Source organism: Nocardia amikacinitolerans (genome assembly GCF_900215415.1).
GTDB classification, from domain to species: domain Bacteria; phylum Actinomycetota; class Actinomycetes; order Mycobacteriales; family Mycobacteriaceae; genus Nocardia; species Nocardia amikacinitolerans.
Genome location: NZ_OBEG01000009.1, coordinates 172,591 through 198,305, shown reverse-complemented (window position 1 = coordinate 198,305; position 25,715 = coordinate 172,591). Strand labels below are relative to the sequence as shown.

Annotated in this window: 24 protein-coding genes; 10 read left to right on the top strand and 14 right to left on the bottom strand. The window is 67.8% G+C overall.

Features of this window, described 5'->3' with window-relative positions; genetic code table 11:
- Positions 1–33: 33 nt before the first annotated feature.
- Complete coding sequence (locus CRP45_RS31590; protein WP_097248282.1) at positions 34–909, top strand: LLM class F420-dependent oxidoreductase; 876 nt, start codon at positions 34–36, stop codon at positions 907–909.
- A gap of 99 nt (positions 910–1,008) precedes the next feature.
- Here the strand turns inward: CRP45_RS31590 and CRP45_RS31585 are convergent, their stop codons facing one another.
- The 6 genes from CRP45_RS31585 to CRP45_RS31560 form a co-directional block, all read right to left on the bottom strand.
- Complete coding sequence (locus CRP45_RS31585; RefSeq protein WP_067788316.1) at positions 1,009–1,389, bottom strand: VOC family protein; 381 nt, start codon at positions 1,387–1,389, stop codon at positions 1,009–1,011.
- 93 nt (positions 1,390–1,482) lie between these two features.
- A complete protein-coding gene (locus CRP45_RS31580; RefSeq protein ID WP_097248281.1) occupies positions 1,483–2,184 on the bottom strand; it encodes a helix-turn-helix transcriptional regulator in 702 nt (233 codons plus the stop codon).
- Between the two features lie 75 nt (positions 2,185–2,259).
- Positions 2,260–3,069, bottom strand: coding sequence for a MerR family transcriptional regulator (locus CRP45_RS31575; protein ID WP_245910646.1), 810 nt, complete (start codon positions 3,067–3,069; stop codon positions 2,260–2,262).
- A 22-nt stretch (positions 3,070–3,091) separates the two neighbouring features.
- On the bottom strand, positions 3,092–3,598 hold the full coding sequence (locus CRP45_RS31570; RefSeq protein ID WP_097248279.1) for a VOC family protein: 507 nt from the start codon (positions 3,596–3,598) through the stop codon (positions 3,092–3,094).
- Between the two features lie 93 nt (positions 3,599–3,691).
- Positions 3,692–5,317 carry a peptide ABC transporter substrate-binding protein gene (locus CRP45_RS31565; protein WP_097248278.1) on the bottom strand — a complete coding sequence of 542 codons (1,626 nt, stop codon included), beginning with the start codon at positions 5,315–5,317 and terminating at the stop codon, positions 3,692–3,694.
- A 137-nt stretch (positions 5,318–5,454) separates the two neighbouring features.
- The gene (locus tag CRP45_RS31560) at positions 5,455–6,003 is read right to left on the bottom strand and encodes a hypothetical protein (RefSeq protein ID WP_245910644.1); all 549 of its coding nucleotides are present in this window, start codon (positions 6,001–6,003) and stop codon (positions 5,455–5,457) included.
- A 166-nt stretch (positions 6,004–6,169) separates the two neighbouring features.
- On the opposite strand from CRP45_RS31560, the gene CRP45_RS31555 reads away from it, so the two are divergent.
- Genes CRP45_RS31555 through CRP45_RS31545 form a run of 3 tightly spaced genes read left to right on the top strand, consistent with a single transcriptional unit; the run spans position 6,170 to position 9,770 of the window.
- On the top strand, positions 6,170–6,691 hold the full coding sequence (locus tag CRP45_RS31555; RefSeq protein WP_097248277.1) for a 2Fe-2S iron-sulfur cluster-binding protein: 522 nt from the start codon (positions 6,170–6,172) through the stop codon (positions 6,689–6,691).
- Positions 6,688–7,680: an FAD binding domain-containing protein gene (locus CRP45_RS31550; protein ID WP_097248276.1), complete on the top strand. Its 993-nt coding sequence runs from the start codon at positions 6,688–6,690 to the stop codon at positions 7,678–7,680. Before CRP45_RS31555 ends, CRP45_RS31550 begins: the two co-directional genes overlap by 4 nt.
- Positions 7,677–9,770, top strand: coding sequence for a xanthine dehydrogenase family protein molybdopterin-binding subunit (locus CRP45_RS31545; RefSeq protein ID WP_097248275.1), 2,094 nt, complete (start codon positions 7,677–7,679; stop codon positions 9,768–9,770). Before CRP45_RS31550 ends, CRP45_RS31545 begins: the two co-directional genes overlap by 4 nt.
- Positions 9,771–9,842: 72 nt before the next feature.
- Here CRP45_RS31545 and CRP45_RS31540 read toward each other — a convergent pair whose 3' ends face one another.
- The gene (locus CRP45_RS31540) at positions 9,843–10,697 is read right to left on the bottom strand and encodes a class II glutamine amidotransferase (protein ID WP_097248274.1); all 855 of its coding nucleotides are present in this window, start codon (positions 10,695–10,697) and stop codon (positions 9,843–9,845) included.
- Between the two features lie 238 nt (positions 10,698–10,935).
- Positions 10,936–11,850: a cutinase family protein gene (locus CRP45_RS31535; protein WP_097248273.1), complete on the bottom strand. Its 915-nt coding sequence runs from the start codon at positions 11,848–11,850 to the stop codon at positions 10,936–10,938.
- A 341-nt stretch (positions 11,851–12,191) separates the two neighbouring features.
- On the opposite strand from CRP45_RS31535, the gene CRP45_RS31530 reads away from it, so the two are divergent.
- Positions 12,192–14,054 (top strand): hypothetical protein, encoded by a 1,863-nt coding sequence (locus CRP45_RS31530; RefSeq protein WP_143861593.1) that lies wholly within the window; start codon positions 12,192–12,194, stop codon positions 14,052–14,054.
- A 245-nt stretch (positions 14,055–14,299) separates the two neighbouring features.
- Here the strand turns inward: CRP45_RS31530 and CRP45_RS31525 are convergent, their stop codons facing one another.
- On the bottom strand, positions 14,300–14,692 hold the full coding sequence (locus CRP45_RS31525) for a hypothetical protein (RefSeq protein ID WP_143861592.1): 393 nt from the start codon (positions 14,690–14,692) through the stop codon (positions 14,300–14,302).
- A gap of 18 nt (positions 14,693–14,710) precedes the next feature.
- On the opposite strand from CRP45_RS31525, the gene CRP45_RS31520 reads away from it, so the two are divergent.
- Complete coding sequence (locus CRP45_RS31520; protein ID WP_143861591.1) at positions 14,711–16,243, top strand: PPE domain-containing protein; 1,533 nt, start codon at positions 14,711–14,713, stop codon at positions 16,241–16,243.
- The gene (locus CRP45_RS31515; protein ID WP_097248270.1) at positions 16,240–17,019 is read left to right on the top strand and encodes an ESX secretion-associated protein EspG; all 780 of its coding nucleotides are present in this window, start codon (positions 16,240–16,242) and stop codon (positions 17,017–17,019) included. Before CRP45_RS31520 ends, CRP45_RS31515 begins: the two co-directional genes overlap by 4 nt.
- A 139-nt stretch (positions 17,020–17,158) precedes the next feature.
- On the opposite strand, the gene CRP45_RS31510 is transcribed toward CRP45_RS31515, so the two are convergent.
- Positions 17,159–17,761 carry a TetR/AcrR family transcriptional regulator gene (locus tag CRP45_RS31510; protein WP_067789200.1) on the bottom strand — a complete coding sequence of 201 codons (603 nt, stop codon included), beginning with the start codon at positions 17,759–17,761 and terminating at the stop codon, positions 17,159–17,161.
- A 94-nt stretch (positions 17,762–17,855) separates the two neighbouring features.
- On the opposite strand from CRP45_RS31510, the gene CRP45_RS31505 reads away from it, so the two are divergent.
- Complete coding sequence (locus CRP45_RS31505) at positions 17,856–20,036, top strand: MMPL family transporter (RefSeq protein ID WP_097248269.1); 2,181 nt, start codon at positions 17,856–17,858, stop codon at positions 20,034–20,036.
- Between the two features lie 39 nt (positions 20,037–20,075).
- Positions 20,076–20,927 carry a helix-turn-helix domain-containing protein gene (locus CRP45_RS31500; protein ID WP_342747055.1) on the top strand — a complete coding sequence of 284 codons (852 nt, stop codon included), beginning with the start codon at positions 20,076–20,078 and terminating at the stop codon, positions 20,925–20,927.
- 281 nt (positions 20,928–21,208) lie between these two features.
- Here the strand turns inward: CRP45_RS31500 and CRP45_RS31495 are convergent, their stop codons facing one another.
- Both CRP45_RS31495 and CRP45_RS31490 read right to left on the bottom strand, forming a co-directional pair.
- On the bottom strand, positions 21,209–21,574 hold the full coding sequence (locus tag CRP45_RS31495; RefSeq protein WP_179831079.1) for a nuclear transport factor 2 family protein: 366 nt from the start codon (positions 21,572–21,574) through the stop codon (positions 21,209–21,211).
- Between the two features lie 609 nt (positions 21,575–22,183).
- Positions 22,184–22,639: a nuclear transport factor 2 family protein gene (locus CRP45_RS31490; RefSeq protein WP_218841214.1), complete on the bottom strand. Its 456-nt coding sequence runs from the start codon at positions 22,637–22,639 to the stop codon at positions 22,184–22,186.
- 131 nt (positions 22,640–22,770) lie between these two features.
- Between CRP45_RS31490 and CRP45_RS31485 the strand changes: the two genes are divergently transcribed.
- Positions 22,771–23,400: a TetR/AcrR family transcriptional regulator gene (locus CRP45_RS31485; RefSeq protein ID WP_218841213.1), complete on the top strand. Its 630-nt coding sequence runs from the start codon at positions 22,771–22,773 to the stop codon at positions 23,398–23,400.
- Positions 23,401–23,544: 144 nt separating this feature from the next.
- On the opposite strand, the gene CRP45_RS31480 is transcribed toward CRP45_RS31485, so the two are convergent.
- Entirely contained in the window at positions 23,545–24,330 is a 786-nt protein-coding gene (locus tag CRP45_RS31480; protein ID WP_143861589.1) for a hypothetical protein, read from the bottom strand.
- 45 nt (positions 24,331–24,375) lie between these two features.
- Positions 24,376–25,386, bottom strand: coding sequence for an NHL repeat-containing protein (locus CRP45_RS31475; protein ID WP_143861588.1), 1,011 nt, complete (start codon positions 25,384–25,386; stop codon positions 24,376–24,378).
- Positions 25,387–25,715: the final 329 nt, after the last annotated feature.

The window sequence follows — 25,715 nt, the reverse complement described above, 5'->3', positions numbered from 1 at the left end:
CTCGGGCTTGCCGATACACGAGGAGACCACACCATGGAACTCGGCTTTCACATTCCGATCTTCGACATCGACGGTGGAACCACCGCCATCGCGGGCGAACTGGCCAGGGTCGGCGCCGCGGCCGAAGCATCGGGTGCGACCTGGTTGTCGTTCATGGATCACTACTTCCAGATCGAGCCGACCGGCCTTCCCGCGGAAGCGAACATGCTGGAGGGCTACACCACGCTCGGCTTTCTCGCCGCGCACACCTCGACGATCGAGCTCGGCTTGCTCGTCACCGGTGTGACGTACCGGCATCCCGGCCTGCTCGCCAAGATCGTCACCACGCTCGACGTCCTGTCGGGCGGGCGGGCCGCGCTCGGTATCGGCGCCGCGTGGTTCGAGCGCGAGCACCGTGGGCTCGGCGTCGAGTTCCCCTCGGTCGCCGAACGATTCGAGCGACTCGAAGAAGCTCTGCGCATCTGCGACCAGATGTGGGACCCCCAGAACAACGGGCCATTCGAGGGCAAGCACTACCGGTTGGCCGAGACGCTGTGTTCGCCGCAGCCGATCCACCGCCCCACGGTGCTGATCGGTGGTGGCGGGGAACGCAAGACGCTGCGGTTGGTCGCGCAGTACGGCGACGCGTGCAACCTGTTCGGGACCTCGCCGCAGGACGTCGAACACAAGCTCGACGTCCTGCGCAGGCACTGCGACGATCTCGGCCGCGACTACGACCGGATTCGCAAGACGATCATGGCGAACAACCCGCGCCCCACCCCGGACACCCGCGACGAATTCGTCCGCTCGATGGCCGATTACGCGAAGCTCGGCGTGCACACCGTCATCATCGTCCCGACCAGCGGCTCGCCTGCCGCGTGGATCGATGAGATCGCGCCGGTCGTCCCGCAACTGGCCGACCTCGGCTGACCACCGCACTCGCTCCGGCCCAGCGCGGCTGGTGCTCACCGAGGTGACAGGCTCCCGGCGCATCTTCACTGATGCGCCGGGAGTCCGCTCACCGTGGCGTCACGCCGTCGGCGCGGGGCTGAAGACGCAGAAGAAGTTGCCGGAGGTGTCGAGCAGGTCGGCCGACACCAATCCGTCGTTGCTGGTGACCGGCGGCGTCACCACCTTGGCGCCCAGCGCCTCGGCCGCCGCCAGCGTGGCCGCGACGTCCTCCACGACCACCAGGAAAGTGGCGTGGTTGGCCGAGGTGTCCGTGGTGTGCGCGATGCCGCCGCTCGGCGCCTCGCTGCCGGGGTAGTGGATCAGTTCGTAGCCTTGGTCGCCGCTCGGGTAGGGGCTGAAGGTCCAGCCGAACAGCTCGCCGTAGAACTTCTTCACCAGTTCGGGCTTGTCGCTGCCGACCTGGAACCAGGCGACGGTGTTGTAGGCGGGAGTGGTCATGGGATTTCGCTCCGGAATCTCGGGGTCGTTGACTTGCCGGATCACGATCTCCCGCCGCGGCGACAACCCCCTGTCGGTGTTTTCGAATCGGTTCTACAGCGCGACGATCCGGAGTCTGGTGTCGGGAATGTCCAACGCCGGGCCGTCGAAATCGCGGTGCGGCGCGGGCTGTTCGGTCGCCGCCGCCGACGCGATCCGGTCCAGCCGGAAGCAACGCGGATTGCCGCGCAGCCTGCACCAGGCGGCCAGATACCAGCCGTTCGTCCCGTTCACCAAGGCGAACGGCTCGACGTCGCGCTCGGTGCGCGCGCCGAACCGGTCGAGATAGCCGATCCGCAAGACCCGCCCGACCTCGATGGCCCCCTCGATCACCGCGGGAATCGTGTTGATCTCTTGTGCGTCGAGCGGATCGATCAAACGGATGCGTCCGGCGAGCTCGCGCGCGGCGGCCGCGTTGCGTTCCGGTAGCACCGCCAAGATCTTGCGCAGCGCGCTGTGGCCCGCCTGCTCGAACGGACCGCCGCGATGACGGGCCAGCGCGACCGCCAGCGCGACGGTCTCCGCGGGCGTGAAGTTCAACGGCGGCAAGGACATGCTCTTCTCCAGCGCGTACCCACCGCGCCTGCCCACGTCGGCGTAGATCGGGATACCGGCCTGCTGTAGCGCGGCGATATCGCGTTCGATCGTTCGGACGCTCACCTCGTACCGTTCCGCCAACTCCCGCGCGGTGCGCAGCCGCGGGGAGATCGCCCGCAACTCCTCGACTATCGCGTACAGCCGATCCGTCCGGTTCACGCCGCCACCGTAGCGCCGCCCACCGACAGATCTCGGACCGCAATTCCGGCCCTCGGCCCGAATTCGACAGGCGGGTCAGACCCAGGTCGCCGAGTCGGGATCGACGCCGTTGGCGCGCGCGTTGGCGTCGATGATGTCGCGCAGCCAGCCGCTCAAACCGGTCTCGATGCCGTCGTAGAAGGCGGCGAATCCCGGGTCGGTGGCGTAGGTGCGCCCTAGGCAGACGTGCATCGAGTGGGTGCAGTCGAAGTACACGCCGAGCGAGGCCCGGTGCCGCTCGGCCAATGCGTTGGCCTGCTCGCTTCCCGGCATCACGCCGGCCCGAAGCGCCGCGCCCAGTTCCGCGTGCAGCGAGTCGACATCCTCCGCGATCTGTTGCCAATGCTCGGCGGTCCGACCCGCGGCGCGCTCGGCGTACTGCGCCCACTGGGCGGTGTCACCCCAGCGATCGCGTGCTTCCGCGGCCCAGGACGGTTGCCAGTGCTCGCCGAAGATCGCCACCTGCTCCTCGGCGGACAGCAGGATGCCGGACTCCCGCGCCTCGATCATGCGATCGAGCGCGTCGCCCATCCGGCGCAGGTGGGCGACGCGCTCGCGCAACTGGTCGCGCTGTGTGCGCAGCGCGGCGAGCGCGTCGGCCGCCTGCGCGTCCAACAGCGCCGCGATATCGCCGAGCGGCACGCCGAGCTCGCGGTAGACCAGCACCCGGTGAATGCGAGCGAGGTCGGCGGCCGTATAGCGCCGATAGCCTGCGTCGGTGCGCTCGGACGGATGGACGAGCCCGATCGAATCCCAGTGGTGCAGCGTTCGGATCGTCACGCCGACCAGCGACGCGACCGCGCCGACGGTGAGATCGCCGTCTTCGTCCATGGCTCGATTCGTCACGGCGATCAGTCTGGCAGCCGGTTCACTCGCTGGGCGGTTCGATCCCGATGCCTCGCAGATGCTCGGCCTCCGGACTGTCCGGATCCCACGGTCGCGCGGCCGTCATGATCACCCGGGTGTTCTCCGGTGTGCGGATCTCGAGTTCCATCGAGTTCCACGGCATCCGCCGGGGGCCGGTCGTGCAGCCGGGGACCAGCTCGTCGCACGCGGCGGCGATCGGGTCGAGCTGGCTCAGCACGCAGGCGAAGCTCACGGTGAGCGCGGGCGCCTCGGCGGGCCGCTCGCCGTACACGAGCAACACGTCCTGGAAGGCCCAGCGACGCAGGTGGGTGAGTCCGCCGGGGATCGAGAACAGGTCGAAGAACCCGAGGCCGCGGGTCCAGAAGTCGACCGATGCGGCCAGATCCGGCGTCGGCGCCGTGACGAACATCGGCATTCCGTACAGGCCGTGGAAGAGCTCCGGTGGTTCGGCGTTCAACTCGGGGGTGGGAACAGGGCTGATGTCGAAGGCGGGGAAGGTCTCTGTCATGACGCCATCGTCGACCCTCACGCGACGTGAGGGTCAAGTCGTGCGCCGTCGTGCCTCGGAGACCACCGAGGCACGACGGGGCGTGGGCGTCCGCTAGGCGATCGTGACGGTCTCCAGGTCGAGGTCGCGGAAAGGTGTGACGGTCACGTTCCGCAGCCGCTCCGACCAGCCGGTCTGCACGCCGGGCACGACGAGCGGGATCGCGGGCATGTCCTGCAGGACCAGGCGTTCGGCCTGCTGGTAGAGGCTCCAGGACTCCTGCTCGTTCGCCGTCGTGTCGGCCCGGGCGAGCAGCGCGTCGACCTGCGGGTTGCTGTAGCGGCCGGTGTTGGACGAACCACCGGTGCGGTAGAGCGGATTCAGGAAGTTCTCGATCGAGGGGTAGTCGGCGACCCAGCCGGTGCGGTAGATCGTCCGCATCTGGTGGGCGTTGATCTGGCGGCGGAACTCGCCGAGCGTCGCGACGGGCTGGAACCGGCATTCGCGGCCGAGCGCGGCGGTGATCGACGAGCACACTGCGGTCAGCCACTTCTCGTTGGCCGAATCGACGTTGGACGCGATCTCGATCGGGCCCTGGAATCCCGTGCTGTCGAACAGTTCTCGCGCCTGCTGCGGTCGATGCTCGCACAGTGCTCCGCACTGGCCCTCGGTGGCGCCGCGCACGGTGGACGGCACGAGTCCCGGTGCCGGGATGCGATCACCGGTGAACACCGTGTCGATGACGTGCTGACGATCGATCGACATCGAAATCGCCTGGCGCACCCGGGGATCGGCGAAGCGCGGATCGTAGAGCGGGAACGTGATCGACTGCAGACCCGTTCCGGCGCGGGTGAAGTGACGGCCGGCGAGATCCTGCTTGTAGCGTCCGCCGACGAGCGCGTCGCCGGGCAGCACCTCGAGGAAGTCGAGGCGGTTGGCGACGACGTCGGCGTAGGCCGCCTCCAGCGTCTTGTTGAAGCGGAACTCCGCGCGTTCGATGGCGGGCTTCTGCGGGCCGGAGTAGTTCTCGTTGCGCTCGATGGTCAGGCTGGAACCCGTTGCGTGCGAGACGAACTCGAAGGGGCCGTTGCCGATCGGGTGCGCCAGGTAGCCCGCGCGATCGGTGAAGAACCGCTTCGGCAGCGGCGCGTAGGCCAGGTAGCCGAGGCGGTTGACGAAGCTGGGCAGCGGAGCGGCGAGCGTGATCGTGAACCTGTGGTCGTCGAGGACACGCAGGCCGCTCATCGTGCGCGCCGCGGGGCTGCCGGAACTCGCGACGGGTGTGCCGCTCGGGTCGGGCGCGTTCACCGCGTCGAAACCCTCGATCACGGAGAGGAATCCGGCGCCCTGCTGCTGATTGGGCGCGTACGCGGTGTAGTTCCACGCGTCCACGAAGCTGTGCGCGGTCACCGGTGTGTCGTCGTGGAAGGTCCACCCGTGCTTCAGTGTGACGGTGAAGACCCGGGAGTCGGTGGTCTCGATGGATTCGGCGACGGCGTTACGCGGCGCGGCGGTGCGCGGGTCGTAGTCGACCAGACCCTTGAACAGGGTGCGAAGGATCTTCGAGCCACCGGCGTCGGTGGTGTCGCCGGGCACCAACGGGTTCTCCGGCTCGGTCGTATTGAGCGTGAGCGGACTGGCCGCCGGCTCGGGGGAAGTCGTGTCCGCGCCACAACCCACCGCACCGAGGGCCGTGAGACAGGCGGTGAGAACGCATAGCGCGAGTCGAGATTTTCGCATCGGGTGCTGCCTTTCCTGCGTGATGCCGAGCGTCCGACCGCGACGAGGATGTGGTCGGATGCCCAGAGTCAGTGCAACAGCGCCGTGCGTTGACCGTAATACGTTGCACGCCAGGACAATCAAAACCGGTCAATCGTTCAGGACTGTGTCGCGGTGAAGCCGATCCACATCGCCGTCCACCAACAGCCTTGGGAGACGAGAGCGGTCACGATGCCACGCAGGACGAGCGGAAAGCCGAGGTGGGGTCCCGCCGCGGCCATCCGCCGTTCGAGCGCCATCGCCTGTACTCCGTTGACCAGCAGGATCGCGACCAGCGCCAGCTTCACGCGCGTGGCGAGGACCCCGAATTCGGGTTCGAGCAGCATCCCGCTGCCCACCAGTCCCGCGAGGCCGACCCAGATCGGCAGGTGCAACCGGCCGATGTCGTGCAGCAGCTGTGCCGTCGTCACCCGCCTCGCCAGCCACAGCAGCGCCGCGTAGTCGCCGACCAGCACCGCGCCGAGCCCGACCACCAGCGCCGCCAGGTGGACGAACAGCGCGACGCGGTGCAGCTCCTCGCTCACCTCCAGGCGGCTCGACACCCAGATCGCGACCGCCAGGAACCCGCCCGCCGAGAGCGCCGCGAGCGCGGGCGCGACCGCGCCGCCGCGAGTTGCCGGTGTCACCTTCGCGACGTCGATGGACATGACGCCTCGTCCTCTCCCTCGGACAGATCCCTGCGTCTGCCAGTGGAACAGGCGCGCGCGTTGACCTCCGCGTATCGGTCAACCGTCCATCAATCGACCCGCCGGAACATCCATACGGTTTCGGCGCCGGAGGATTCGCCCGCTCGGCCCTGGGTACGCGGCGAAGATGGATGCCTCGAACACTCGGACCGGCATCACCCTGCGCGTCGACGGTGAACAGCGGTCCCTTCGGGTCGACAACCGCACCACGCTGCTCGACGCGCTGCGCGAGCAGCTCGGCGTGACGTCGCCGAAGAAGGGCTGCGATCACGGACAGTGTGGGTCGTGCACCGTACTGCTGGACGGCCGCCGAGCCACCACCTGCCTCACCTTCGCTGTCGCCCAGGACGGCGCCGATATCGTCACCGCTGCCGGGTTGGGCGAGGGCGGCGAGCTGCACCCCGTGCAGGAAGCATTCCTGGATCGTGACGGGTTCCAATGCGGTTACTGCACGCCCGGGCAGGTGTGCTCCGCGGTCGGGATGCTCGACGAAGCGAAGGCCGGTCACCCCAGCCACGTGACCGACGATCTCACCGCGGAGCCGGAACTGACCGACGACGAGATCAGGGAACGGATGAGCGGCAACCTCTGCCGCTGCGCCGCCTACCCCAACATTCTCGCCGCGATCCGAGCGGCGGCGGGACTGTGATCCCCTTCGAGTACCGCCGCGCCGCCACCGCCCACGATGCGGTGGCGACGGTGTCGGCCCGGCCGGATGCCGCGTACCTGGGCGGCGGCACGAACCTCGTCGACCATATGAAGCTGGGCGTGACCGGGCCGCGCCTGCTGGTGGACGTCAGCAGGCTCCCGCTCGCCGAGGTCGAGGAGACCGCCGACGGTGGTCTGCGGATAGGCGCGGCCGTGCGCAACAGCGATCTCGCCGCGCACCCGCTCGTGCGCACCCGCTATCCCGCGCTGTCCAGGGCGCTGCTCGCCGGTGCGTCCGGGCAGTTGCGCAACCTGGCGACCACGGCGGGAAATCTGTTGCAGCGCACCCGTTGTCCGTACTTCCAGGACGTCACGACGCCGTGCAACAAACGCGAACCGGGCAGCGGATGTTCGGCGATCGGCGGATACGTTCGCTACCACGCGATTCTGGGAGCGTCAGAGCAGTGCGTGGCGACCCATCCGTCGGATATGGCGGTGGCCATGACCATGCTCGACGCCCGCGTGGTGGTACAGGACGTCGACGGTACGAAACGCATCCCGATCGCGGACTTCTATCGCCTGCCGGGCGACCGTCCCGATCTCGACACCGTGCTGAGTCACGGCCAATTGATCACCGGGGTAGAGCTGCCCGCACCACCCACCGGTGCGCGCTCGACCTATCGCAAGGTACGCGACCGCGCCTCCTACGCCTTCGCACTGGTCTCGGTCGCCGCCGAACTCGTCCTCGAATCCGGCGAGATCGCTTCCGCCCGAATCGCTCTCGGCGGCGTCGCGCACAAGCCGTGGCGGGCCGAGCAGGCCGAGGCGGCGCTGGAAGGTGCCAAGGCGAGCGAAGAGATGTTCGTCCGGGCGGTGCGTGCCGAACTCGCGCACGCCAGGCCGCTCGACGGCAACGAGTTCAAAGTCGAACTGGCCCAACGGACTCTCGTCGCGACCTTGCGCACCCTCACCGAAGGGACGCGGCGATGACACTGATTCCGGCGACATCGATGGGCGCGCCGCTCGCCCGGCTCGACGGTCCGGCGAAGGTGACCGGCACCGCGCCTTACGCATTCGAGCATCGAGTCGAGCGGCCCGCCTACCTGCACCCCATCCAGGCCACGATCGCGCACGGCCGGGTTGTCGCGATGGACACCGCCGCCGCCGAGGCACTGGACGGTGTGGTCGCCGTGCTGACCGTCTTCGACGCGCCGAAGCTCGCGGATACCTCGGACGGCGAACTGAGCATCCTGCAAGACGATCGGGTGCACTTCCGCGGACAGCTGATCGGCGCGGTCGTCGCCGAGTCGTCCGAAATCGCGCGGCAGGCAGCATCTTTCGTGAGTGTCGACTATCGAGCCGAGCCGCACGACACCGAGCTGCGCATCGATCACCCCGGGTTGTACGCGCCGGAGAAGCTGCTCGAGACCGAGCCCTCGGACACCGACGAAGGCGACGTCGACGCCGCCATGGCCGCCGCGGCGGTGACGGTCGACCAGACCTACACCACCCCGATCGAACACAACAATCCGATGGAACCGCACGCCTGCATCGCGGTGTGGGACGAGACCTCGGGGCGCCCGCGGGTGACGCTCTACGACTCGACGCAGGGCGTGCACGCGGTCCGCAAGACGCTCGCGCCGTTGTTCGGCCTCGAGCCCGAACAAGTGCGGGTCATCGCACCGCACGTCGGCGGCGGGTTCGGTGCGAAGGGCGCGCCGCACGCCCACAATGTGCTCGCCGTCATGGCCGCGCGGCGCAGCGGCGGTCGTCCGGTGAAGGTCGCCGTCACCCGTCAGCAGATGTTCGCCCTCGTCGGCTACCGGACACCCACGATCCAGCGGATCCGGCTCGGCGCGGACCGGGACGGCACGTTGACGGCACTGTCGCACGAAGTCGTCGAACTCACCTCGGCGGTCAAGGAATTCGCGGAGCAGACCGCACTGGTGTCGCGCATGATGTACGCCACGCCGAACCGTCGGACCTCGCATCGCCTTGCGCCGCTGGACGTTCCGGTGCCGTTCTGGATGCGCGCGCCCGGCGAGTGTCCCGGGATGTTCGCCGCGGAGGTCGCGATGGACGAACTCGCGACCGCCTGCGGCATCGACCCGATCGAGTTGCGCGCGCGCAACGAACCCGATGTCGAACCGGCGTCGGGCAATCCGTGGTCGGGGCGGCACCTGATCGAATGTCTCCGCACCGGCGCCGAACGGTTCGGTTGGGCCGAGCGCGATCCGGCGCCCCGAAGCCGTCGACAGGGCGACTGGCTGCTCGGTACCGGCGTCGCCGCCGCGACCTATCCCGCCTCGTCCATGCCGGGCAACGTCGCCCGCATCGTCTACTGCTCCGACGGCCGGTACACGGTGCAGATCGGCGCGGCCGACCTCGGGACCGGCACTTGGACCGCGCTGACCCAGATCGCCGCCGACGCGCTCGGGTGTGACACCGCCACGGTCGATCTCCAGATCGGCGACACCGACCTGCCCGCCGCCTCGGTGGCCGGCGGGTCTTCGGGTATCAGCTCGTGGGGCACGGCGATCGTCGCGGCGGCGCGGGCCTTTCGTGAGGAGCACGGCGAAAAGCCTTCCGCCGGAGCGCAAACCATCGCGGAACCGCCGGAGAACCCCGACGCAGACAAGTTCGCCATGCATTCCTTCGGCGCCCACTTCGTCGAAGTCGCCGTCGATCGGGACACCGGCGAAATCCGCGTCCCCCGCATGCTCGGCGTCTTCTCGGTCGGCCGCGCCATCAACGCCCGCACCCTGCGCTCCCAGCTGATCGGCGGAATGACCATGGGCTTGTCGATGGCGCTGCACGAGGAAAGCGTGCGCGACCATCGATTCGGCCACGTCGTCACTCAAGACTTCGCCACCTACCACATCAGCGCCCACGCCGACGTCCGCGACATCGACGCGATCTGGCTCGACGAAGTCGACGAGCACGCCAATCCCATGGGCTCCAGGGGGGCGGGCGAGATCGGAATCGTCGGCGCCGCGGCGGCCGTCGCCAACGCCGTGTACCACGCCACGGGGGTGCGTGTCCGTGACCTGCCGATCACGCCCGACAAACTGCTGGTCTGACGATCGTCGATCGGACGACATCGAGGAAGTCGGCAGGCGGCGAGGACGGGCGCGCTCGAATGGCGTTGCGCGTCAGCGGTGTTGCTGCGAGGCGGCCGCGTCGGCGCTGAGGTCGGAGAGGGAGAGCGGATGGGAAGGGGGACGATCGAGGATGGGTGTGCGGTGGGCGTGGAGGTTCCGGTCGATGTGGAGGAGTTCGCCCGAGGGGAGCAGGCGCCAGTCGGGGTCGTCGTCCATCTCTTCGCTGGCTACGACGAAGGTGGGGACGCGGGCCGGCTCGGTCGACCGGACTCGGACGGTTCCCGCGGTGCCGCGGTGCTCGAGGTGTTCGCCCGGTTCGCGGTCCAATACGTAGAGGTCGTGGGTGGCGGGGTAGCGCAGCGCCCACAGCTCGGTGGCGGTGGTCAGCAGCATGTTGATCGCGAAGATCGGCAATCGGTCGGCGATCCAGTGCGTCGCTTCGGTGATGCCAGCGGTGACGTCGCCGATGTGGGCGTCGATGTGTTTGGTGATCAGGGCGAAGAAACGTTCCGAATCGGTGTCGCCCTCGACCAGCTCGCGGTATCGGCCGAGTTCCTCGTCGAGGCGGGGAAGATCCTCGATGACGCCGTTGTGCGCGAAGATTCGCCCGTCCTGGGTGAACGGGTGGGTGTTCTTCGTACTGAGGTCGCCGGTGGAGGCGTGCCGGATGTGGGCGAGGAATGTGGCCGACTCGCGGTGCTTGGCTTCCACGGCGAACTGCCGGTCCTCGTACGCGGCCAGCGGCTGCTTCTCGACAAGCGGCCGACCGGCGGTGTCGAACGTGCCGAGCCCGGTGCCGTCGGGATTCGCCTCGCTCTGGCGGTCCAAACTGTCGGCCGCGTCGAGTAGCCAGAAGCTTGCTTTCACCCGTCGCGGGGCGGCGGTCAGTCCGAACAGTCGACACATAGTGCATCACTCCTGCGCCGGTCGCACCGAATGATCTCGCCCGAGCCTATCCCGCGTTCGCCCGTGGAACCCCAACTCGGCTGCCCCTGACCGCTGGAAGCGAGCACGCAGCGACGCGCGCCGGAATCCTGTCGACTCCGGCGCGCGTCGCACTCGCAACGGTCCGCCGACTATCGGCGGGACGGCTCCCTGACCTCGCGATTTCGCACTCGTGCCCGACGATTACCGCGAGCGCCGATCAACGCAGAGCGAGACCGACCAGACGCTGACGCAACCAGGTGAGCGGGGTCGCGCCCCCGGCGGCGACCCGGTAGGTCGGGTAGCACTGGTGGGCGCCGGAGGCCAGGAAGTCATCGATCTGCTTCTTGCGCTCCTCGTAGGCCGAGTTGTTGAGCTGGTCGTGCAAAAGCCCGAACCCGCCCGCGGCCATGGCGTCATTGATGAGTTCGCCCGCCTGCTGCTGGTACTTGTCGAACAGCGCGGGGTCCGGGTTGGAGATCTGCGCGAAGAATCCGGCGATTCGGGCGGCGTAGTCACCGTCCGGGGTCGCGCAGTACAGGTCGCCGGGGGCGCAGAACGTGAAGGTGTGCGGGGCCAGCCAGCCGAATCCACCCAGGCGCGGACCGCCCGCGCCCGCGCCGGGCACCGGCGGGCCGATGAGGGTGTCGGTGGGGGAGCGGCGCGGGTCGGCGATCAGGCCGACGAGTTCGACACGGTCGGGCGAGACCACGCCGAGTCCCGTGCCGATCTCGGCGGCGAGATCGCCTGCGGCGTCCGCGCCTTGGCTGTAGCCGAGCAGCGCGAACCGCGTCGTCGCGCAGCGCTGGGCCGTGTCCGCGATGAGCGCGCGGGCGGTGTCGATGGCTTCGCGCTTGGACCGGCCGTACACCTCGCCTTCCCAGGGGAACGCGGTCGCGGTGTAGGCGACGTAGTCGGTCCAGACGTCGCCGGGCAGGTCGTCGGCGACGGCGGCCAACATCCCCTTGCCCGGTTCGGTTTTCGAGGTCTCCCAGGTCCCAGGAACCGCCACGACGTGGATGTCGGGGCAGTGCGGCGGGCTGGCGTGTGCGGTGGTGGAAGTGACGGCGGGCGACAGGACTGCGGCGAGGGTCGCCACCGCGCAGGCGGCTGTGTTCGTCCATCGAGTAAACATCGCGTACTCCGTGTGTTCGCTGGTGGGCGAGGACGACGGCTCTCGGGTCGAGCGCCGGTGTCGTTGTCTTTCAGGTAGGCACGAGTGCGTCGGAAATCGTCCGGGGGGACAGACAATATTGTGGCGGAAAGTTTCGTTTGTGCACGGTGATGCTCGAGGATTGCCCCACCCGTGTCGGCGCGAGCGCGAGAACGGCGGTGTCGACCGGCGGTGAACGCCCCCTCGACGGTGCTCGGGCGGGGACCGTGCGGTGAGGTTTCGGGCAGACTGGGCGCGGGGATCCAGCCAACGATCCTCGGACCACGCCCGGCAGAGCACGATCGCGAACAGGAGTGCGCGCGATGACCGACGTCCGCATCGGCGAGCGTCCGGCGCCGGTCGTCTCCGCGCGCGGCCTACCGCCGGTCGGCGGGTGGTCGCGGCGGGCGCGGACGGCGCTCACCGCTTCGACCCCGCGCGCCGTGGTCCTCGTGGCGTGCTGTCTCGTCGTGGCGCAGGTGGCGCTGCGCGGCTGGATCGCCGGCCGCGGCTATTTCTATTGGGACGACCTCGTTCTGGTCGGGCGCGCCGGTCGCTACGAGTTGTTCTCCGCGGAACTGCTGCTCTACGACCACGACGGCCACTTCATGCCGCTGGCTTTCGCCACGGCGTGGCTGGTGACGAAGGCGGCGCCGCTGGCGTGGGCGGGGCCGGTGCTCTCGCTGATCGTGCTACAACTCGCGGCCTCGCTCGCGGTGCTGCGCATGCTGATCATCGTGGTGGGCAAACGCCGCGCGCTGCTGGTGCCGCTCGTGCTCTACCTGGTGTGTCCTCTGACGCTGCCCGCCTTCGCGTGGTGGGCGGCGGCGTTGAACGCGTTGCCGTTGCAGTTCGCCCTCGCCTGGGTGATCGGTGACGCGGTGCTGCTGGTGCGCACCGGGCGGCGCCGGTACGCGGTGTCGGGGATCGTCGTCCTGGTCGCGGCGCTGCTGTCCTTCGAGAAGTCGGTGGTCGTTCCGTTCGTGGCGTTCGCGGCCGCCGCGTCGACCCACCACGTGGACGGTCACGCCGGTGTCGTCCGAACGGTCGCCCGGCGCGGGGCGATGCTGTGGATCGGTTGCGGTGTGGCGCTGGTGGCGTGGCTCGGCGTGTATCTCAGCGTCATCGATGTCGCCGCCGTGCACGGCGACGGGCACGATGTCGGCGAGTTGCTGCGCAGCGCCACGTCGCTGGGTGTCGTGCCCGCGTTGTCGGGCGGGCCCTGGGTGTGGGAGCGGTGGTTGCCCGCCACGCCGTGGGCGGCACCGCCGGACTGGTCGGTCGCTTTCGCTTGGGTGGCGCTCGGTGTGCTCGCGGTGGTCGCCGTCTTCTTGCGTCGGCGGGTGACGGCGGTCTTGGTGACGGTCGCGGTCTACATCGTGGTGGCGCAGCTGCCGCTGGCGCTGATCCGCAGCGGACCGCACACCGCCACCGAGATCATGCAATCGCTCCGGTACCTGGCCGACGTCGCGGTGGTGATGGCGCTCGCCGGCGCGCTGGTGCTTCGGGCGCGGCCCCGCGACTCCGAGCTGTGGGCGCGGCGGTTCGTCGCGCCCGCGATGGTGGGGCTCACAGTGGCGTTCGTGGTGAGCAGCCTGTGGTCCTCGTGGACCTTCGCGCGGGCCTGGGCGATCGGCCCGACCCGCACCTACCTCACCAACGTCACGGCCGCGCTCGGCGAACAGGACGCGCCGCTGCTGGAGCAGGAAGTGCCATGGGCCGTCCTCGCGCCCTACGCCTATCCGCAGAACCTCGCCGAGAACGTGCTCGCACCGGTCGCGCCGCCCACCGCGTTCGCCGACTCGACACCGCGGCTGCGCATGATCACCGACACGGGCGAGATCGTGGACGCCGTCGTCTGGTGGAACCGGCACATCCGCCCCGGCCCCAACCCCGCCTGCGACTACCGGATCGCGGGCCCGACACCGGTCACGCTTCCGCTGGACGGTCCCATGCTCGACAACAACTGGACCGCGCAGCTGAACTACGTCGCCGACCGAGACGGGCGGATCACCGTCGGCCTCGAGCGCGGACGGCCGGTCGTCGTCCCGGTCCGAGCCGGGCAGCACACGGTGTACGTCCGCGTGGTCGGGGGCGGATCGTTCCTTCGAATAGGTTCCTACACAACAGGTCTCGGTGTGTGCGTCGGCGTGGGGCCGGTCGGTGTCGCCTCCTACGACCGCTGAGTGCTGGATGTCGTGTATTGCCGTCGCGATGTCGGCGGAGCTGGGCGGCGTTGCTGCGCAGAGCTTCCGCGGCTTTTCGAATAGGCGGGACGCCAATCACATTCGGGTGGGGCTGGCGCTGCACCTACGTCTGTTCTGGGCGGCTCTCGGCGACCAGTCGAAGCTCTGTTACCGGCCCGAACCCCGGATTGTTCAACCTACGCAGCCAGAGGCGGATCACTCTCGGGTGAGTGGTTCTGTCGAGCCTAGGTTCTGGCTGCCGAGGGATTGATTGAGCCCTGGTTCATGCGCTGCGGCGGCATGAAGATCGTCACCGAACTGTACAAGTGCGTGGCAGCCATGAGCGGCCGGTCGTGCACCGGTTGGATCCGGAGGTTCGAGTGAGCGAGATCGGTGCGACGAATCCATGGGAAGCACTGCGTGCTCAGGCGCAGGGTGGTGCGCTGGAATTCCATCCGCGAGCGGCGCTCGACGTTGTGGAGGTGGTGGTCGAACTCCTCGGCGGTGTACTGGCCATTCGTGAGAACGCGACGCAAGTGGAGCACTTCGAACCGCTGTCGAACTTGTCGTCGGGCGAAGCGCTTGCGGCGAAATTCGCGAACAAGGGCGTCGAACTCGGGCGGATCCTCGACGGGCATGTCGCTGTTCTCCGGAACATGATCGAAACTTTCGTCGACGCGGGCCGGCAGTACGCTCGTGTCGAGGATTTGAACGCGGAGGAACTCGGGCGCGTCACCACGCCCCGAGAAGCATCGACCGCGCTGGGACGTTCACCGGAATCCACGCCCATCGCCGGTGACATCGGCAGTGACGGACGTTATCGGGATCCGGGCGATTGGCTGGATCCGGTTGCCGCCCACGAGGTCGACCCCATGTCGGATGAGCTGCGGGAGCACGACGATTTCGAGCCGTCCACGATCAGGGACGACATCGAGAACCCCAACGCCCTGCTCTACGAGGACCTCTACGAGCTGGGTCAGAGCATCCGCGCCCAGCAGGTGGCCGACGCGGGCGGGCGTTGGGCGTGGATGAGTGCGCAACTCGACGCGATAACCGTCGAGTACGCCAATCGCGTCGATTCCATGACGGTGGGCCAGTGGCGCGGTGCGGGACGTGAGGCGGCCGTCGCGGCTGTGCGGGCGTACGCCGATGGTGTTCGGCACCTGTCGAACAGCATGGGGCTCATGGCGGACAACCTCGCCTACACCGCGGGGTGGTTGGAAGCGACTCGGGTGAGCATGCCGCAGGAACCGATGAATCCGGCCGGATCGACTCGTACCTTGCCCGCGAACATGGGTCCCTATGGCATGTATTCGATGTCTTACACCGTGGAGGATCCTACTGCTGAGTATCAGGAGGCGCTGCGGCAGACGTATGGGGTCGGCATCGATGTCTCGGCCGTCCGGGTGCCGATTCTGCCGCCGGTCGAGTCCGCGTTCGCCCAGGTGCCGATGCTCGAGCAGGGCGTGGAGGGCGGTGGCGGCGGACAGGGTTCCGGTGGCGCGAGTGCCGGCACCGACACGGTGACTGCCGCTGTCACACCGTCGCCGGTTACGGTCGCGGGCGCGGCGTTGCCGGTGGCGCCCGCTCGCGCCCCCGGAGGCGGGACGTCGCCTCTACCGACGGCGTACTCGGAACCGGACGCACGTCCGGCGCCGACGAGTCCCGTCATGGCGGGTTCGGCGCCGCACGGCGCCGGGCAGGGCGTGGACGGTACGCGGGGAGTCGTGCGATCACCATCGCGTGATCTCGGTCAGGGTCTGCCTGCGGCTCTGGGGCAAGCAGCTCAACAGGTCTCAGCTGCCCAACGCCCGCCGTCGGGTTCGGCGCCCTCCGCAGCCGCCCGCTCGTTGCCGCACCACGCGTCAGCGGAAGCCGGATCCGGTGCGCGCGGTGCGGGACACTCGACACCAACCGTCGCCCCTAAGCATGACCCGGCCCGCATAGCGAAATTGTTTCCACGCGCGGCCCTGCCTGTCGAACCCGGAGGTGTCGGCGCGGCGGATCGTTTGGCGGCCGCATCGAACTCACCCGGCGTGCCAGGGCCCGCCGGGATGGGTGGCGCCGCCAATAGTGGTGACAAGCGCGACTGGCATCGGCGCGCCGCGTACCTGGAATCGTCGCACCACTTCGAGGAGGCGCTGGGCGAGGCGCCTCGGGTGGTCAACACTCCGGTGATCGAACGATGACGACATGGACACTCGACGACTTCGAGTTCGTCGTCCTGTGGGAACGGTTGCGCGAGGGCTTGCTACCACGCCCTTTCACCTACATCAGCCGGATTCCGCTGGAACGCGACTATCAGCGGGCACGCCGCGAGATCCGGGAACGGTTGCGCACCACGGTATCCGCCGAACTCGAGCGGGCCATCGATGTGGTCGCCCGCCCGGATATCCGGGTGCTCGTCCGCGGCGTCGACGGCGACAACCCCGGCGATCCACGCGGCAGCATTCGGATGCTTGCGGTGCGTCGCGGTGCGAACGGCTATCTGCTGACCCAACGACCGGGTGAAACGATCCAGCACAGTGCGGGTTTCACGATCACCGACTGCGATCCACTGCGATTGGCCGATCGGGTGGTCGCCGCCCTGCCCGCCATGCCCGGGGGTGGGCACGACGTCGTGCTCCCGATTCCCGACGAGCCGAGCTGCTACGACGACCATGTCGCACTGCCGCGGATCTCGGCAGCCTGGCATGACACCCACGAGTCGCTCGGCAGGCAATTCCTGCAACAACAGCCGGCGCGAGTCGGCACGATCGAAATCATCCAGGGCATATCCGTTTTCGGTCCACGCGGTCGCTCCGCGAGACGACTCCACTGGCGAGACCTGCCCGACGACGGCCGATACGTGATCCCGAATCGCCAGCCCTATTCTGCCCATTCCGCCGACGAGGAACGCTTCGTCCGACTGATCAACCACGAGATCGCCGCCGTGGTCTCAGCTATCAAAGACCAGCGATCCTGACTCGGCGGTGTAGGGCGGGCCGCCATATTCGTCTTGGCGCCGCGTGGCGCGACTCCGGCAGTCGTAGGCTTCGGGGGCGGTTGAAGCCTGTCGAGCGGGGAGCATCGCCGCGCTGTGCGTATTCCGGGTGAAGCGTCGCCTACCGATGGCCGCCGCGCGAGACCAGATACGACCGCAGCACCACCCGCAGCTCGTCGACCAGGGTGGGCCGCTCATCGGCGTCGGCCTCGACGATGAGTGGCATCAGGCCGCGCAGGAGTTGGATGGCGATGGTGGTGACTCGGTGTCTGTTCGGCGGATCGAGGTCGGGGAAGACCGATCCCACCAGGGCCTCGAAGCGCTCGTGCAGCGCCGTGTGCGCTGGGCCGACGGCCTCGCGCAGCGGCTGGGGCATGTCGGTGCGGGCGAACAGGGCCTTGAATCCGGGGTGGGCGAGATTGAACTCGACCAGTGGGCCAAGCAGTCGATCCAGCAGGCCGTCCAGGTCGAGACCTTCGGACTCGTCGGGGACGTCGTCGCCGAAAAGTTCGAGCTGGCCGCGATAGTACTCGGCGAGAGCGGCAGCGATCTCATCTTTGTTGCGGAAGTACTGATAGAGGGATCCCGGTGAGATGCCCGCGGCCGCGGCGACCGCGTTCGTCGTGGTCCCCTCGTAACCACGTTCCGAGAGGACCGTCGCGGCGGCGCGCAGGATGTCTTCGATGCGACGGCGGCCTCGCTCCTGACGGCGCACCTCGGGCATGGTCCTCCTCTTGAAAATGCGAGCAACTACTCGTAATATCGGCGATTGCGAGTCTTTACTCGCATATCACGGAGCTTAGCAGAGGGGGCCGACCGTGCTCGCATCGTTCATCACCCGCCGTCCTCGCGGCCTGCTCGTCGCAGTGGTGGTGCTGTTCGGTCTGCTGACCGTAGTCGCCACCGGGACGCTGAACAGCCTGTCGCTCAACCGATACGAGAACGCGCACTCCGAATCCGCCTCGGTGCGTGCCGATCTGGCCGCGACGTTCGGCACGGGCAGTCCGAATGTCGCGGTGCTCGTGACGGCGGCCGACGGCGACGTGCGCGCACCCGCCGCAGCGACGGCCGCCGCGCGGCTCACCGATGAGCTCGCGGCCCATCCTGCGGTGGCAGAGGTCCGCTCGTTTTGGCAACCGGGATCTCCGGATACTCTGGCCAGCAAGGATTTTCGATACGGTCTGATCCTGGCTGTCGTCCCTGGCGACGCCAACCAGGTGCGCCGTGATGTGCTCCCTGGCATCGAAACCGATTTGCTCCGCGCGGCTGATCCCGCGATCACGCTGACGCTCGGCGGTGCCGACGAGGTCTTCCGAGATGTCGCCGCGCAGGCCGCCACCGATTTCCTGCGCGCCGAACTGATTGTGATTCCGCTGGTGCTGCTGCTTTTGTGGGTGGTGCTGCGACGGTGGGCGCTGGCGTTGGTGACGATCGGGATCGGCGTCTTCTGCGTGGTCGCCGCGCTGGCGTTGCTGCGTGTGGCGACCATGTTCGTCGAGATATCGACCTTCGCCGCGAACATCGCGCTGGTCTTGGGAATCGGGCTCGGCGTCGACTACGGGTTGTTCATGATCTACCGGTTCCGCGAGGAACTCGGCGCGGGCGCGGCGACAGCCGACGCCGTGCGGTCAGCGGTGAGGGGAGCGGGTCGGACCATAGTGTTCAGCGCCGCGACAGTCGGTGCGAGCCTGGCCGTGCTGCTGGCCTTCCCGTTCCCGTTTCTGGCGTCGTTCGCCTACGCCGGGATCGCCGTCGCCGCGGTTTCGGTGCTCGCCGCGGTGGTGATCCTGCCCGCCGCGTTGCGGCTACTCGGCCACCGCGCAATGCCGCGGCGGCCCGCGGGCGGCCTCGAGACCGGGTTCTGGTTCCGCGCGGCACAACGGGTGATCCGCAGGCCGGTGCTGGCCAGCGCCGCGGCGCTACTCGTGCTGGCCGCGCTCGGCGCGCCCGCGCTCGGCGTGAACTTCGGCCCGCCCGACGACCGCGTGCTCCGCGCGCAGCATCCCGTGCGGTCGATGTACGACACGATCCGTGCCGACTTCGCGACGGAGGAGGCCGACGCACTCCAGGTGTACGCCGACGCGGCCGATCCCGGCGCGCTGCCCGGCTACGCCGCGGCGCTGTCCTCGATTCCCGGTGTATACCGGGTGGATTCGGCCGCGGGCTCGTTCGCGGGCGGCGTTGTGGATGGCCCGCCGTCGGTGGGGATGGCGTCCGACGCGGCGACGTGGCTACGCCTGGTGCCGACAGGCGAGCGGCTTGTGGCCGACCCAGTCGGGCTGGTCGCTGAGATTCGTTCGATGCAAGCGCCGTTCGAGGTGCGGGTCGGCGGCTATCCCGCAGAGCTGGCCGACTATCGCGACGGTGTGGCGGCCCGCCTGCCGCTCGTCGCGCTGCTCATCATGTTCGTCACCTACGCCGTGCTGTTCTTGATGACCGGCAGTGTGCTGGCCCCATTGAAGGCGGCGGTGCTGAACATGGTGTCGATGTCGGTGATGTTCGGCGTGCTCGTCTGGGGTTTTCAGAACGGTGCGCTGGCAGGCATTCTCGGCTTCACGCCCACCGGCAGCATCGAGCCGAGTATCCCGATCCTGATGTTCTGCGTCGCCTACGGCCTGTCGATGGACTACGAGGTCTTTCTGCTGTCGCGGATCAAGGAAGACTACGACCGCACCGCGGATCCGGTCGGCTCCATCCCGCGCGGCATCGCTCGCTCGGCTCCGCTGGTCACGGCCGCCGCGCTCATCATGGCCGTGTCGTTCGCCGTGTACGGCACCGGCGAGGTGGTCTTCCTCCAGCAGCTCGGACTCGGCATGGCACTCACTGTCGCTGTCGACGCCACTGTGGTGCGCGGCGTGCTCGCGCCCGCGCTGATGCGGCTGGCAGGCCGTGCGAACTGGTGGGCACCCAGACCGCTGCGCAAGTGGCACGACCGCATCGGCCTGCGTGAGCAGGTAGGTCCAGAACCCGCGGTTGGCCGGGAAGATCTGCTGGTGTGACCGACGCGGCACTTCTATCTTATACGCAAGCGATACGATATGAATACCGTACTTCCTAGCGGCTTGTGGAGGGGCAGGATGAACCGGTCCGCGATATCCGAGTTCTTACAGTCGCGACGGGCCCGAATCCGGCCGCAGGACATCGGCATCCGCGATGGGATCGGTCGGCGCCGAGTGCCGGGACTGCGACGCGAGGACGTCGCGCTATTGGCAGGCACGAGCGTGGACTACTACGTCCGGCTGGAACAGGGGCGGTGCGCGAACGTCTCCGACGCGGTGCTCGACGCGGTGGCCGGTGCGCTGCGGCTGGATCCCGATGAACGCGAACACCTGTTCCGCATCGCCCGACCGCGTCGTACGCTCGCCGGGGCGCGCCCATTGCCGGGTCCCGAGCTGTGGCGGCTGCTCGACTGGATCGCCGCGCCAGCGCTGGTGGCCGATCACCGGTTGGACGTGCTCGCCTGGAACCGGGCGATGAGCCGCCTTGTCGCCGAAGATAATGGGCCCGCCGCGCCTACGCCCAATCTCGCACGCATGCAATTGGTGGATGTGGGCATGCGTGAGCGCTATCCGGATCGGCGGGCCAACGCGGCGGTGCTCGTCGCTCACCTGAGGGTCGCGGCGGGCGAATTCGCCGACGACCAGCAGCTGACCGCGCTGATCGATGAATTGCGTGCTTGCAGTGCGGATTTCCGCCGTGAATGGGATGCCTATCCGGTGGGCGTCAGCGCGCACGGCGCGGTCACCGTGGCGCACCCGACGTTCGGCACCCTCGATTTCATCTACGAGGTCGTCAGTGCCGCCCCCGATCGGCGGCGGTCGCTGTGGGTCTATACCGCGGCGGCGGGGACGCGCGAGGAACAGGCGCTAAGAGAACTCGCCGCGGGATGAACATCGAGCTACTCCAGCCGTAGTCCGCAATGTTGTTTCGTAACAGCAGCTTGGCCCGGGTTATAAGCATCTGGTGGCGTCGTCGGTCGGGGTTGGAGCAGGCTTCCGGGCAGGTAGCGGACGGCGGGGGTAGGGCTCTCGTCGGAACCCAGTTGCGGTCGCGATCGTTTGTGCGCGGAGACTATTGGCGCCATTGCCGAGTAGGAACGGTATGGCCGCTGGCAGAGTCGGCCGGGGGCAAATTCAGCCCGTAGACCTCATCGGGCGCACCCTACAGGTGATCAGGATGATTCCGTGGGTCGGGCGTCGCCCCAGTACTCGTGTAGGGCGCTGACCCGGTCGTCGCGGATCTCGACGATGATGAGTTCGCGGTTGCGGTAGCCCGCGGTGGTGGGGGAGGTGCCGTGCGATTCGTATTCGTAGATTACTCGTGACCCGGCTACGTCGGTGCGTACGCGGTTGCCGGAGACGCGGTTGCCGGAGCGGGCGTGGAACATCACCCATTCCTCGATCTTGTGTCGACCCGCTGCGCCGGTGAAGAGACCTCGGGCGGGGTCTTCGGGGAAGAGGAAGCTGAATTCGTCGGTCAGTACGGCGAGGAAGGGCTGCCAGTCGCCGGTGCGCCAACCGGCATCGAAGCGGTCCATAGCGGCATCGGCGACGCGGCGAACGTGGTCCGAGGTGGTCGCCGAATGTCGAGTCGCGGGGTTCGCGGTTGTTGTGCAGGCGATCATCGTGGCGGCGGCCAAGACCGTGAGGCAAATCCGCGTGACCGCGTGCCGTGATCGTCTGGATCGGCGATACGCGGATGCGGGGTGGTGCGACATGCTGGACTCCTCGCTGACCGTCCACTGCTGAAGCAACGCTTGCCCCCGGGCATGCTGCGCATTCGCGGGCAAGCCCGGTGCGCGAGCGCGCGCTACATGGTGTGACCTTCGGATGGGTTCTCTTGTCCGGTAACTCTATTGGGCGACCGGTGTGGAGCCAGGGCACGTAAGGACCTGGAAGCCGCGAGGTCCGCTGTGCTAGTCGAGACCGGTCGCACTACCCGACGCCTGCGAGGTGATCGAGTCACCGCGGGGTGCCGGGATACCGACCGCTAGCGACAACCGTTTCCTTCTCCTGAAGCCTGGACGAGACAGCCCTCGATGTTCATGTCCGCCCCTCGCAGTCGTCGTAGTGCATCACCGCGACAGGCATGCGGTCGCGGGTGCTTCGCTTCTGGCTCCACCACGATCGTTGTCGGTTGGCTGATCTCAGCAGTTCAGATTCTCGAGGGTTTGGCAGAGTGTGATGGGGTTGGCGTACTCGTCGGTGTGCACCATCAGGCCGTCCTTCCAGTCGAAACGATAGATGTAGACGTTGCGGTACGGGCGGCCGTCGGCCGTTACGAAGTCCCCGTTGGCCTGCGCGAAAGACGTTCCCCCTCGCTCGGCCACGCTGATTCGTAGATCGGTGAACCGCATGGACTGAAAGTTCGTAACGACTCCGCCGATGTAACCCAGAATCTCTTCCTTGTTGGCGAAATGAGCCGCAGGTTCCAACGCGCCGGAAAATGACATCGGGATGGTCAGTGTGGCGTTCTGATCGATCAGCACATCGATGGCGTCCAGGTCTTTTCGTTCGAATGCCTCGAGGAGTGCGCGGGTCGCGGCCTCGGTCTTCCGCTCCGGTCCCACATCGGCTGGTGCCGAGGGTGCGTTGCCGACCATCAGAGCCAGGGTGCCGGCGATGACGGCGACAAATGTGTGTAGGCGCATGATAGTTCCTTCGTGATACTGCGCCTCATATGAGACGCAGTATCAGCATAAGCGATCGTTGCGCTCTTGGCTAGAATGGCCCGGTGGATCGGTCGGATCAGCTGGAGACGTCGCTACGCGACCGCAAACAACAGCGTGCGCGGCAGGCGATCGTCGAGGCGGCACATGATCTGTTCGCCGAACGCGGTTTCGACCGAGTCACTGTCGCGGACATAGCCGCCAGGGCGGAGGTCGGCCGGGCGACGTTCTTCCGATACTTCGGCGACAAACAGGAAGTGGTCTTCGCCGACAGCGGCCGTGATCTGGAGGCGGCCCTGGCCGAAGTCGAGCCACCGCTGAACGGCGCCCCGATCGGCGACTCGTTCCCCGCTGCGCTGGCGTTTGTGCGCGCCCTCGTTTTGGCGTTTGTCGGCCAACTGGTCCAACGGCCAGGGGAATACCGCAAGTATGAACGGTTGATCGCCGAGCAGCCCGAACTGCGCGCCCGCAGCCTCGTCAAGCAGCGCGGCTATGTGGACCGGATCACCGCCGAGTTGACCGAACAGGGAGCCGATCCGGAGGTAGCGGCACTGGCCAGTGAGATCGGCATGGCCTGCTATTTCGCGGGCCGAGCGGTGACCGACAACGACCCACGTCACCTCCTCGCCGCGATAACAGCCGCCTTCGACCGGTTTTGGCGAGAGACGGAGTTCGGCGGCGGCGCGTCCGGTTGAGCGGTTGTTCGACCGTGCGGTCGGCGCGACGAATACGCGGTCCCGTCTGGCGTCGGCAGCGCCGCCCTTTCCGTCGGTTCGCCGTCGGCTGCGTGGTAGATCAGGTACCGGCTTGTGTAATGAGTTGACGCTCGAGCTCGGCGTTCACGGTATGGGAGAGGGGCGTGGAACGGAATCGGTCGTTTGGATGATCTGGCCGGTGACGAATCTGCTCCAGATGCCGAGTTCGAGTGGTTGGCCGGGAAGGGCAAAGGATTCGAGGTAGCTGTGGGTGCCGGTGTGGTCTGTGCGGGTGGTGCCGAAGGTGACTCGGAAGCGGGTGGTGGCGCTGCGTTGTTGCGGCGGTAGCGGTGACGGGAGTAGTTCGTCGAGGCCGACTCCGTAGGGGCTGCCAGGGTGGCCGGTGACCGGTTCGAGGGTGTTTTCGAGGATCGCGCCGGTGGCGGGGATGGTGATCAGGACTCCGTGGTCGCCATCGGAGTATCGGGTGTTGAAGACGAAAACGTCGGCGGTGGTGGCGGGATGGATCTGGGCGGTCCCTGAGCCGACTTGGGAACCGGTGGGGCAGCCGGCGATGCCGTGCGTGGCTAGTTCGGTACGGCTGCAGACAGGGAACCGGTCGGCGTTGATGCGAATCGATCTGTCGAACAGGAAGACAAATTGGGTTGCGGCAGAAGGCTTTTCGCCTGATTCGGTGCGGCTGGTGCGGTCGAATTCGACGGTGATGCCGGTGAAATACCCGTGATCAGGGGTGACGGTCGCGGTCAACGTGTCGAAATTCACGGGACCGTCGACGGCAGCGTCTGCCGGTGCGGCGGGACCGCCTGGAGTCGGTGGTCCGGGGCTTTCGCCACCGGCGGCTCCGGGTGCGACGGAGAGCAATGCGGTGCAGCCGATGACCGCGGCGATCGTTGTCGATGGCCTTCTCATGGAGTCCTCCTGGTGTTGTCGACCCGGCCCCGGGGTGTGGTGTTGTCAGGTGGGGCAGGTGTCGGCGCGGGGTGGTTGTAATGCGGTGATGGTGAATGGAAGTTCGGGATGTTGGCCGCGTTGCCCGGTGTTGTATTGGCTGTTGACGATCAGCAGGCGGCCTTCGGCCATGCGGGCGGTGCTGGGGTGGCGGAAGTCGGAATGCGTGGTCGCGCAACGCAGTTGGGCGCTGGTGTGGTCCGATGACAGGTGTAGCAGCGACACCTGTGGTCGCGGGTTCTGTGGTGACAATCCGCCCTGGACGACATACAGGTCGCTGCCGGAGACGACAAGCCCGTCTCCGCCGAACAACCGAGTGGGGCCGAGATCGACTTCGGTCACTTCTCTCGTGCGGGCGTCGATGCGGTACAGGCCGCCGGTCATCGAATGCACCGCCAGCAGCGTTGTTTCGTCGACCGCGGCGATGCCGTTGAGGTTGTGCCCATCCACCCGCGGCACCGTGGTGCCAGTCAGGTCGAGCCAGGTGTGCAGCTGCCATCGCCCGCTGGATTCGGTCACTCGGTAGATCACATGTGCCAGGGAGTCGGTAAGGAAGGCGGTGCCATCGGGTGTGATGGTGATGTCGTTGACGAATCCGCCGTCGATGCCGGTGAGAGTGGCGAGCAGGACTCCGGATCCGATGTCGTGGATCCACAGCTGGTTGGTCGGGCCACCGCCGATGAAAAGCCTGCCACGGTCATCGGAGACCAGCCCGCTTGTCGTTGTCCGGCCCTCGGCGCCGCCAGGAAGCCATTCATGCGCTTGCGGATCGTCCGGGTAGCCACGGAATACGGTGCCGTCGCGGGTGCTGCCGGTGAAGAACGACCCGCTCGCATGGTCATAGGCCAGCCCGCCGGGGAATGCGGAATCGCCGGGCACCACATACTGCTCAGGTCGCACCGGCTCCGCCTCGGTGCCACAGGATCCCAGCACGATGGCGAAAACCGCCATCACTGTCGCGACCCGGCCCCTGCGCAACCGTCGTGCAGGTGCCACCGAGCGAGTTCGAATCCTCATGTCCCGCAACGGTATGCCCGCGCTCCGGCGATATCCAGGACCGCGGCAGACCTGGTAGAACCAATCCGATTGTGCTAGACGCGCCGGAGTGTGACGCAGATCAGTGTGGCCGGGCCGGCGCCGTAACTGGTCACCATGATCCTGGGACAGCGAAAACCAGGATCGGCGAAACCTGGCACTGGTTACGTGCGCGTGCGATCCTCGCTCGCATGGAGCCGACGCCGACCGCTCTGACAACGGGAGGGCGCCGACACGACCATCCGAGCGGCGTCGGCCACCGCGGTAGGAGCCAGCGGCATTCTCATCGCTTGTGTGAGGAGTATGTCTCG

What these genes read in the sequence shown, in the direction of transcription:
- CRP45_RS31555 (WP_097248277.1), top strand. Translation starts at nt 6,170, where the DNA reads ATGGATGCCTCGAACACTCGGACCGGCATCACCCTGCGCGTCGACGGT.
- CRP45_RS31495 (WP_179831079.1), bottom strand. Translation starts at nt 21,574, where the DNA reads ATGGACCGCTTCGATGCCGGTTGGCGCACCGGCGACTGGCAGCCCTTC.
- CRP45_RS31475 (WP_143861588.1), bottom strand. Translation starts at nt 25,386, where the DNA reads ATGAGGATTCGAACTCGCTCGGTGGCACCTGCACGACGGTTGCGCAGG.
- CRP45_RS31510 (WP_067789200.1), bottom strand. Translation starts at nt 17,761, where the DNA reads ATGCCCGAGGTGCGCCGTCAGGAGCGAGGCCGCCGTCGCATCGAAGAC.
- CRP45_RS31525 (WP_143861592.1), bottom strand. Translation starts at nt 14,692, where the DNA reads ATGCCCGTCGAGGATCCGCCCGAGTTCGACGCCCTTGTTCGCGAATTT.
- CRP45_RS31585 (WP_067788316.1), bottom strand. Translation starts at nt 1,389, where the DNA reads ATGACCACTCCCGCCTACAACACCGTCGCCTGGTTCCAGGTCGGCAGC.
- CRP45_RS31515 (WP_097248270.1), top strand. Translation starts at nt 16,240, where the DNA reads ATGACGACATGGACACTCGACGACTTCGAGTTCGTCGTCCTGTGGGAA.
- CRP45_RS31520 (WP_143861591.1), top strand. Translation starts at nt 14,711, where the DNA reads ATGATCGAAACTTTCGTCGACGCGGGCCGGCAGTACGCTCGTGTCGAG.
- CRP45_RS31545 (WP_097248275.1), top strand. Translation starts at nt 7,677, where the DNA reads ATGACACTGATTCCGGCGACATCGATGGGCGCGCCGCTCGCCCGGCTC.
- CRP45_RS31540 (WP_097248274.1), bottom strand. Translation starts at nt 10,697, where the DNA reads ATGTGTCGACTGTTCGGACTGACCGCCGCCCCGCGACGGGTGAAAGCA.
- CRP45_RS31535 (WP_097248273.1), bottom strand. Translation starts at nt 11,850, where the DNA reads ATGTTTACTCGATGGACGAACACAGCCGCCTGCGCGGTGGCGACCCTC.
- CRP45_RS31565 (WP_097248278.1), bottom strand. Translation starts at nt 5,317, where the DNA reads ATGCGAAAATCTCGACTCGCGCTATGCGTTCTCACCGCCTGTCTCACG.
- CRP45_RS31480 (WP_143861589.1), bottom strand. Translation starts at nt 24,330, where the DNA reads ATGAGAAGGCCATCGACAACGATCGCCGCGGTCATCGGCTGCACCGCA.
- CRP45_RS31570 (WP_097248279.1), bottom strand. Translation starts at nt 3,598, where the DNA reads ATGACAGAGACCTTCCCCGCCTTCGACATCAGCCCTGTTCCCACCCCC.
- CRP45_RS31530 (WP_143861593.1), top strand. Translation starts at nt 12,192, where the DNA reads ATGACCGACGTCCGCATCGGCGAGCGTCCGGCGCCGGTCGTCTCCGCG.
- CRP45_RS31490 (WP_218841214.1), bottom strand. Translation starts at nt 22,639, where the DNA reads ATGGTCGGCAACGCACCCTCGGCACCAGCCGATGTGGGACCGGAGCGG.
- CRP45_RS31500 (WP_342747055.1), top strand. Translation starts at nt 20,076, where the DNA reads ATGAATACCGTACTTCCTAGCGGCTTGTGGAGGGGCAGGATGAACCGG.
- CRP45_RS31560 (WP_245910644.1), bottom strand. Translation starts at nt 6,003, where the DNA reads ATGTCCATCGACGTCGCGAAGGTGACACCGGCAACTCGCGGCGGCGCG.
- CRP45_RS31590 (WP_097248282.1), top strand. Translation starts at nt 34, where the DNA reads ATGGAACTCGGCTTTCACATTCCGATCTTCGACATCGACGGTGGAACC.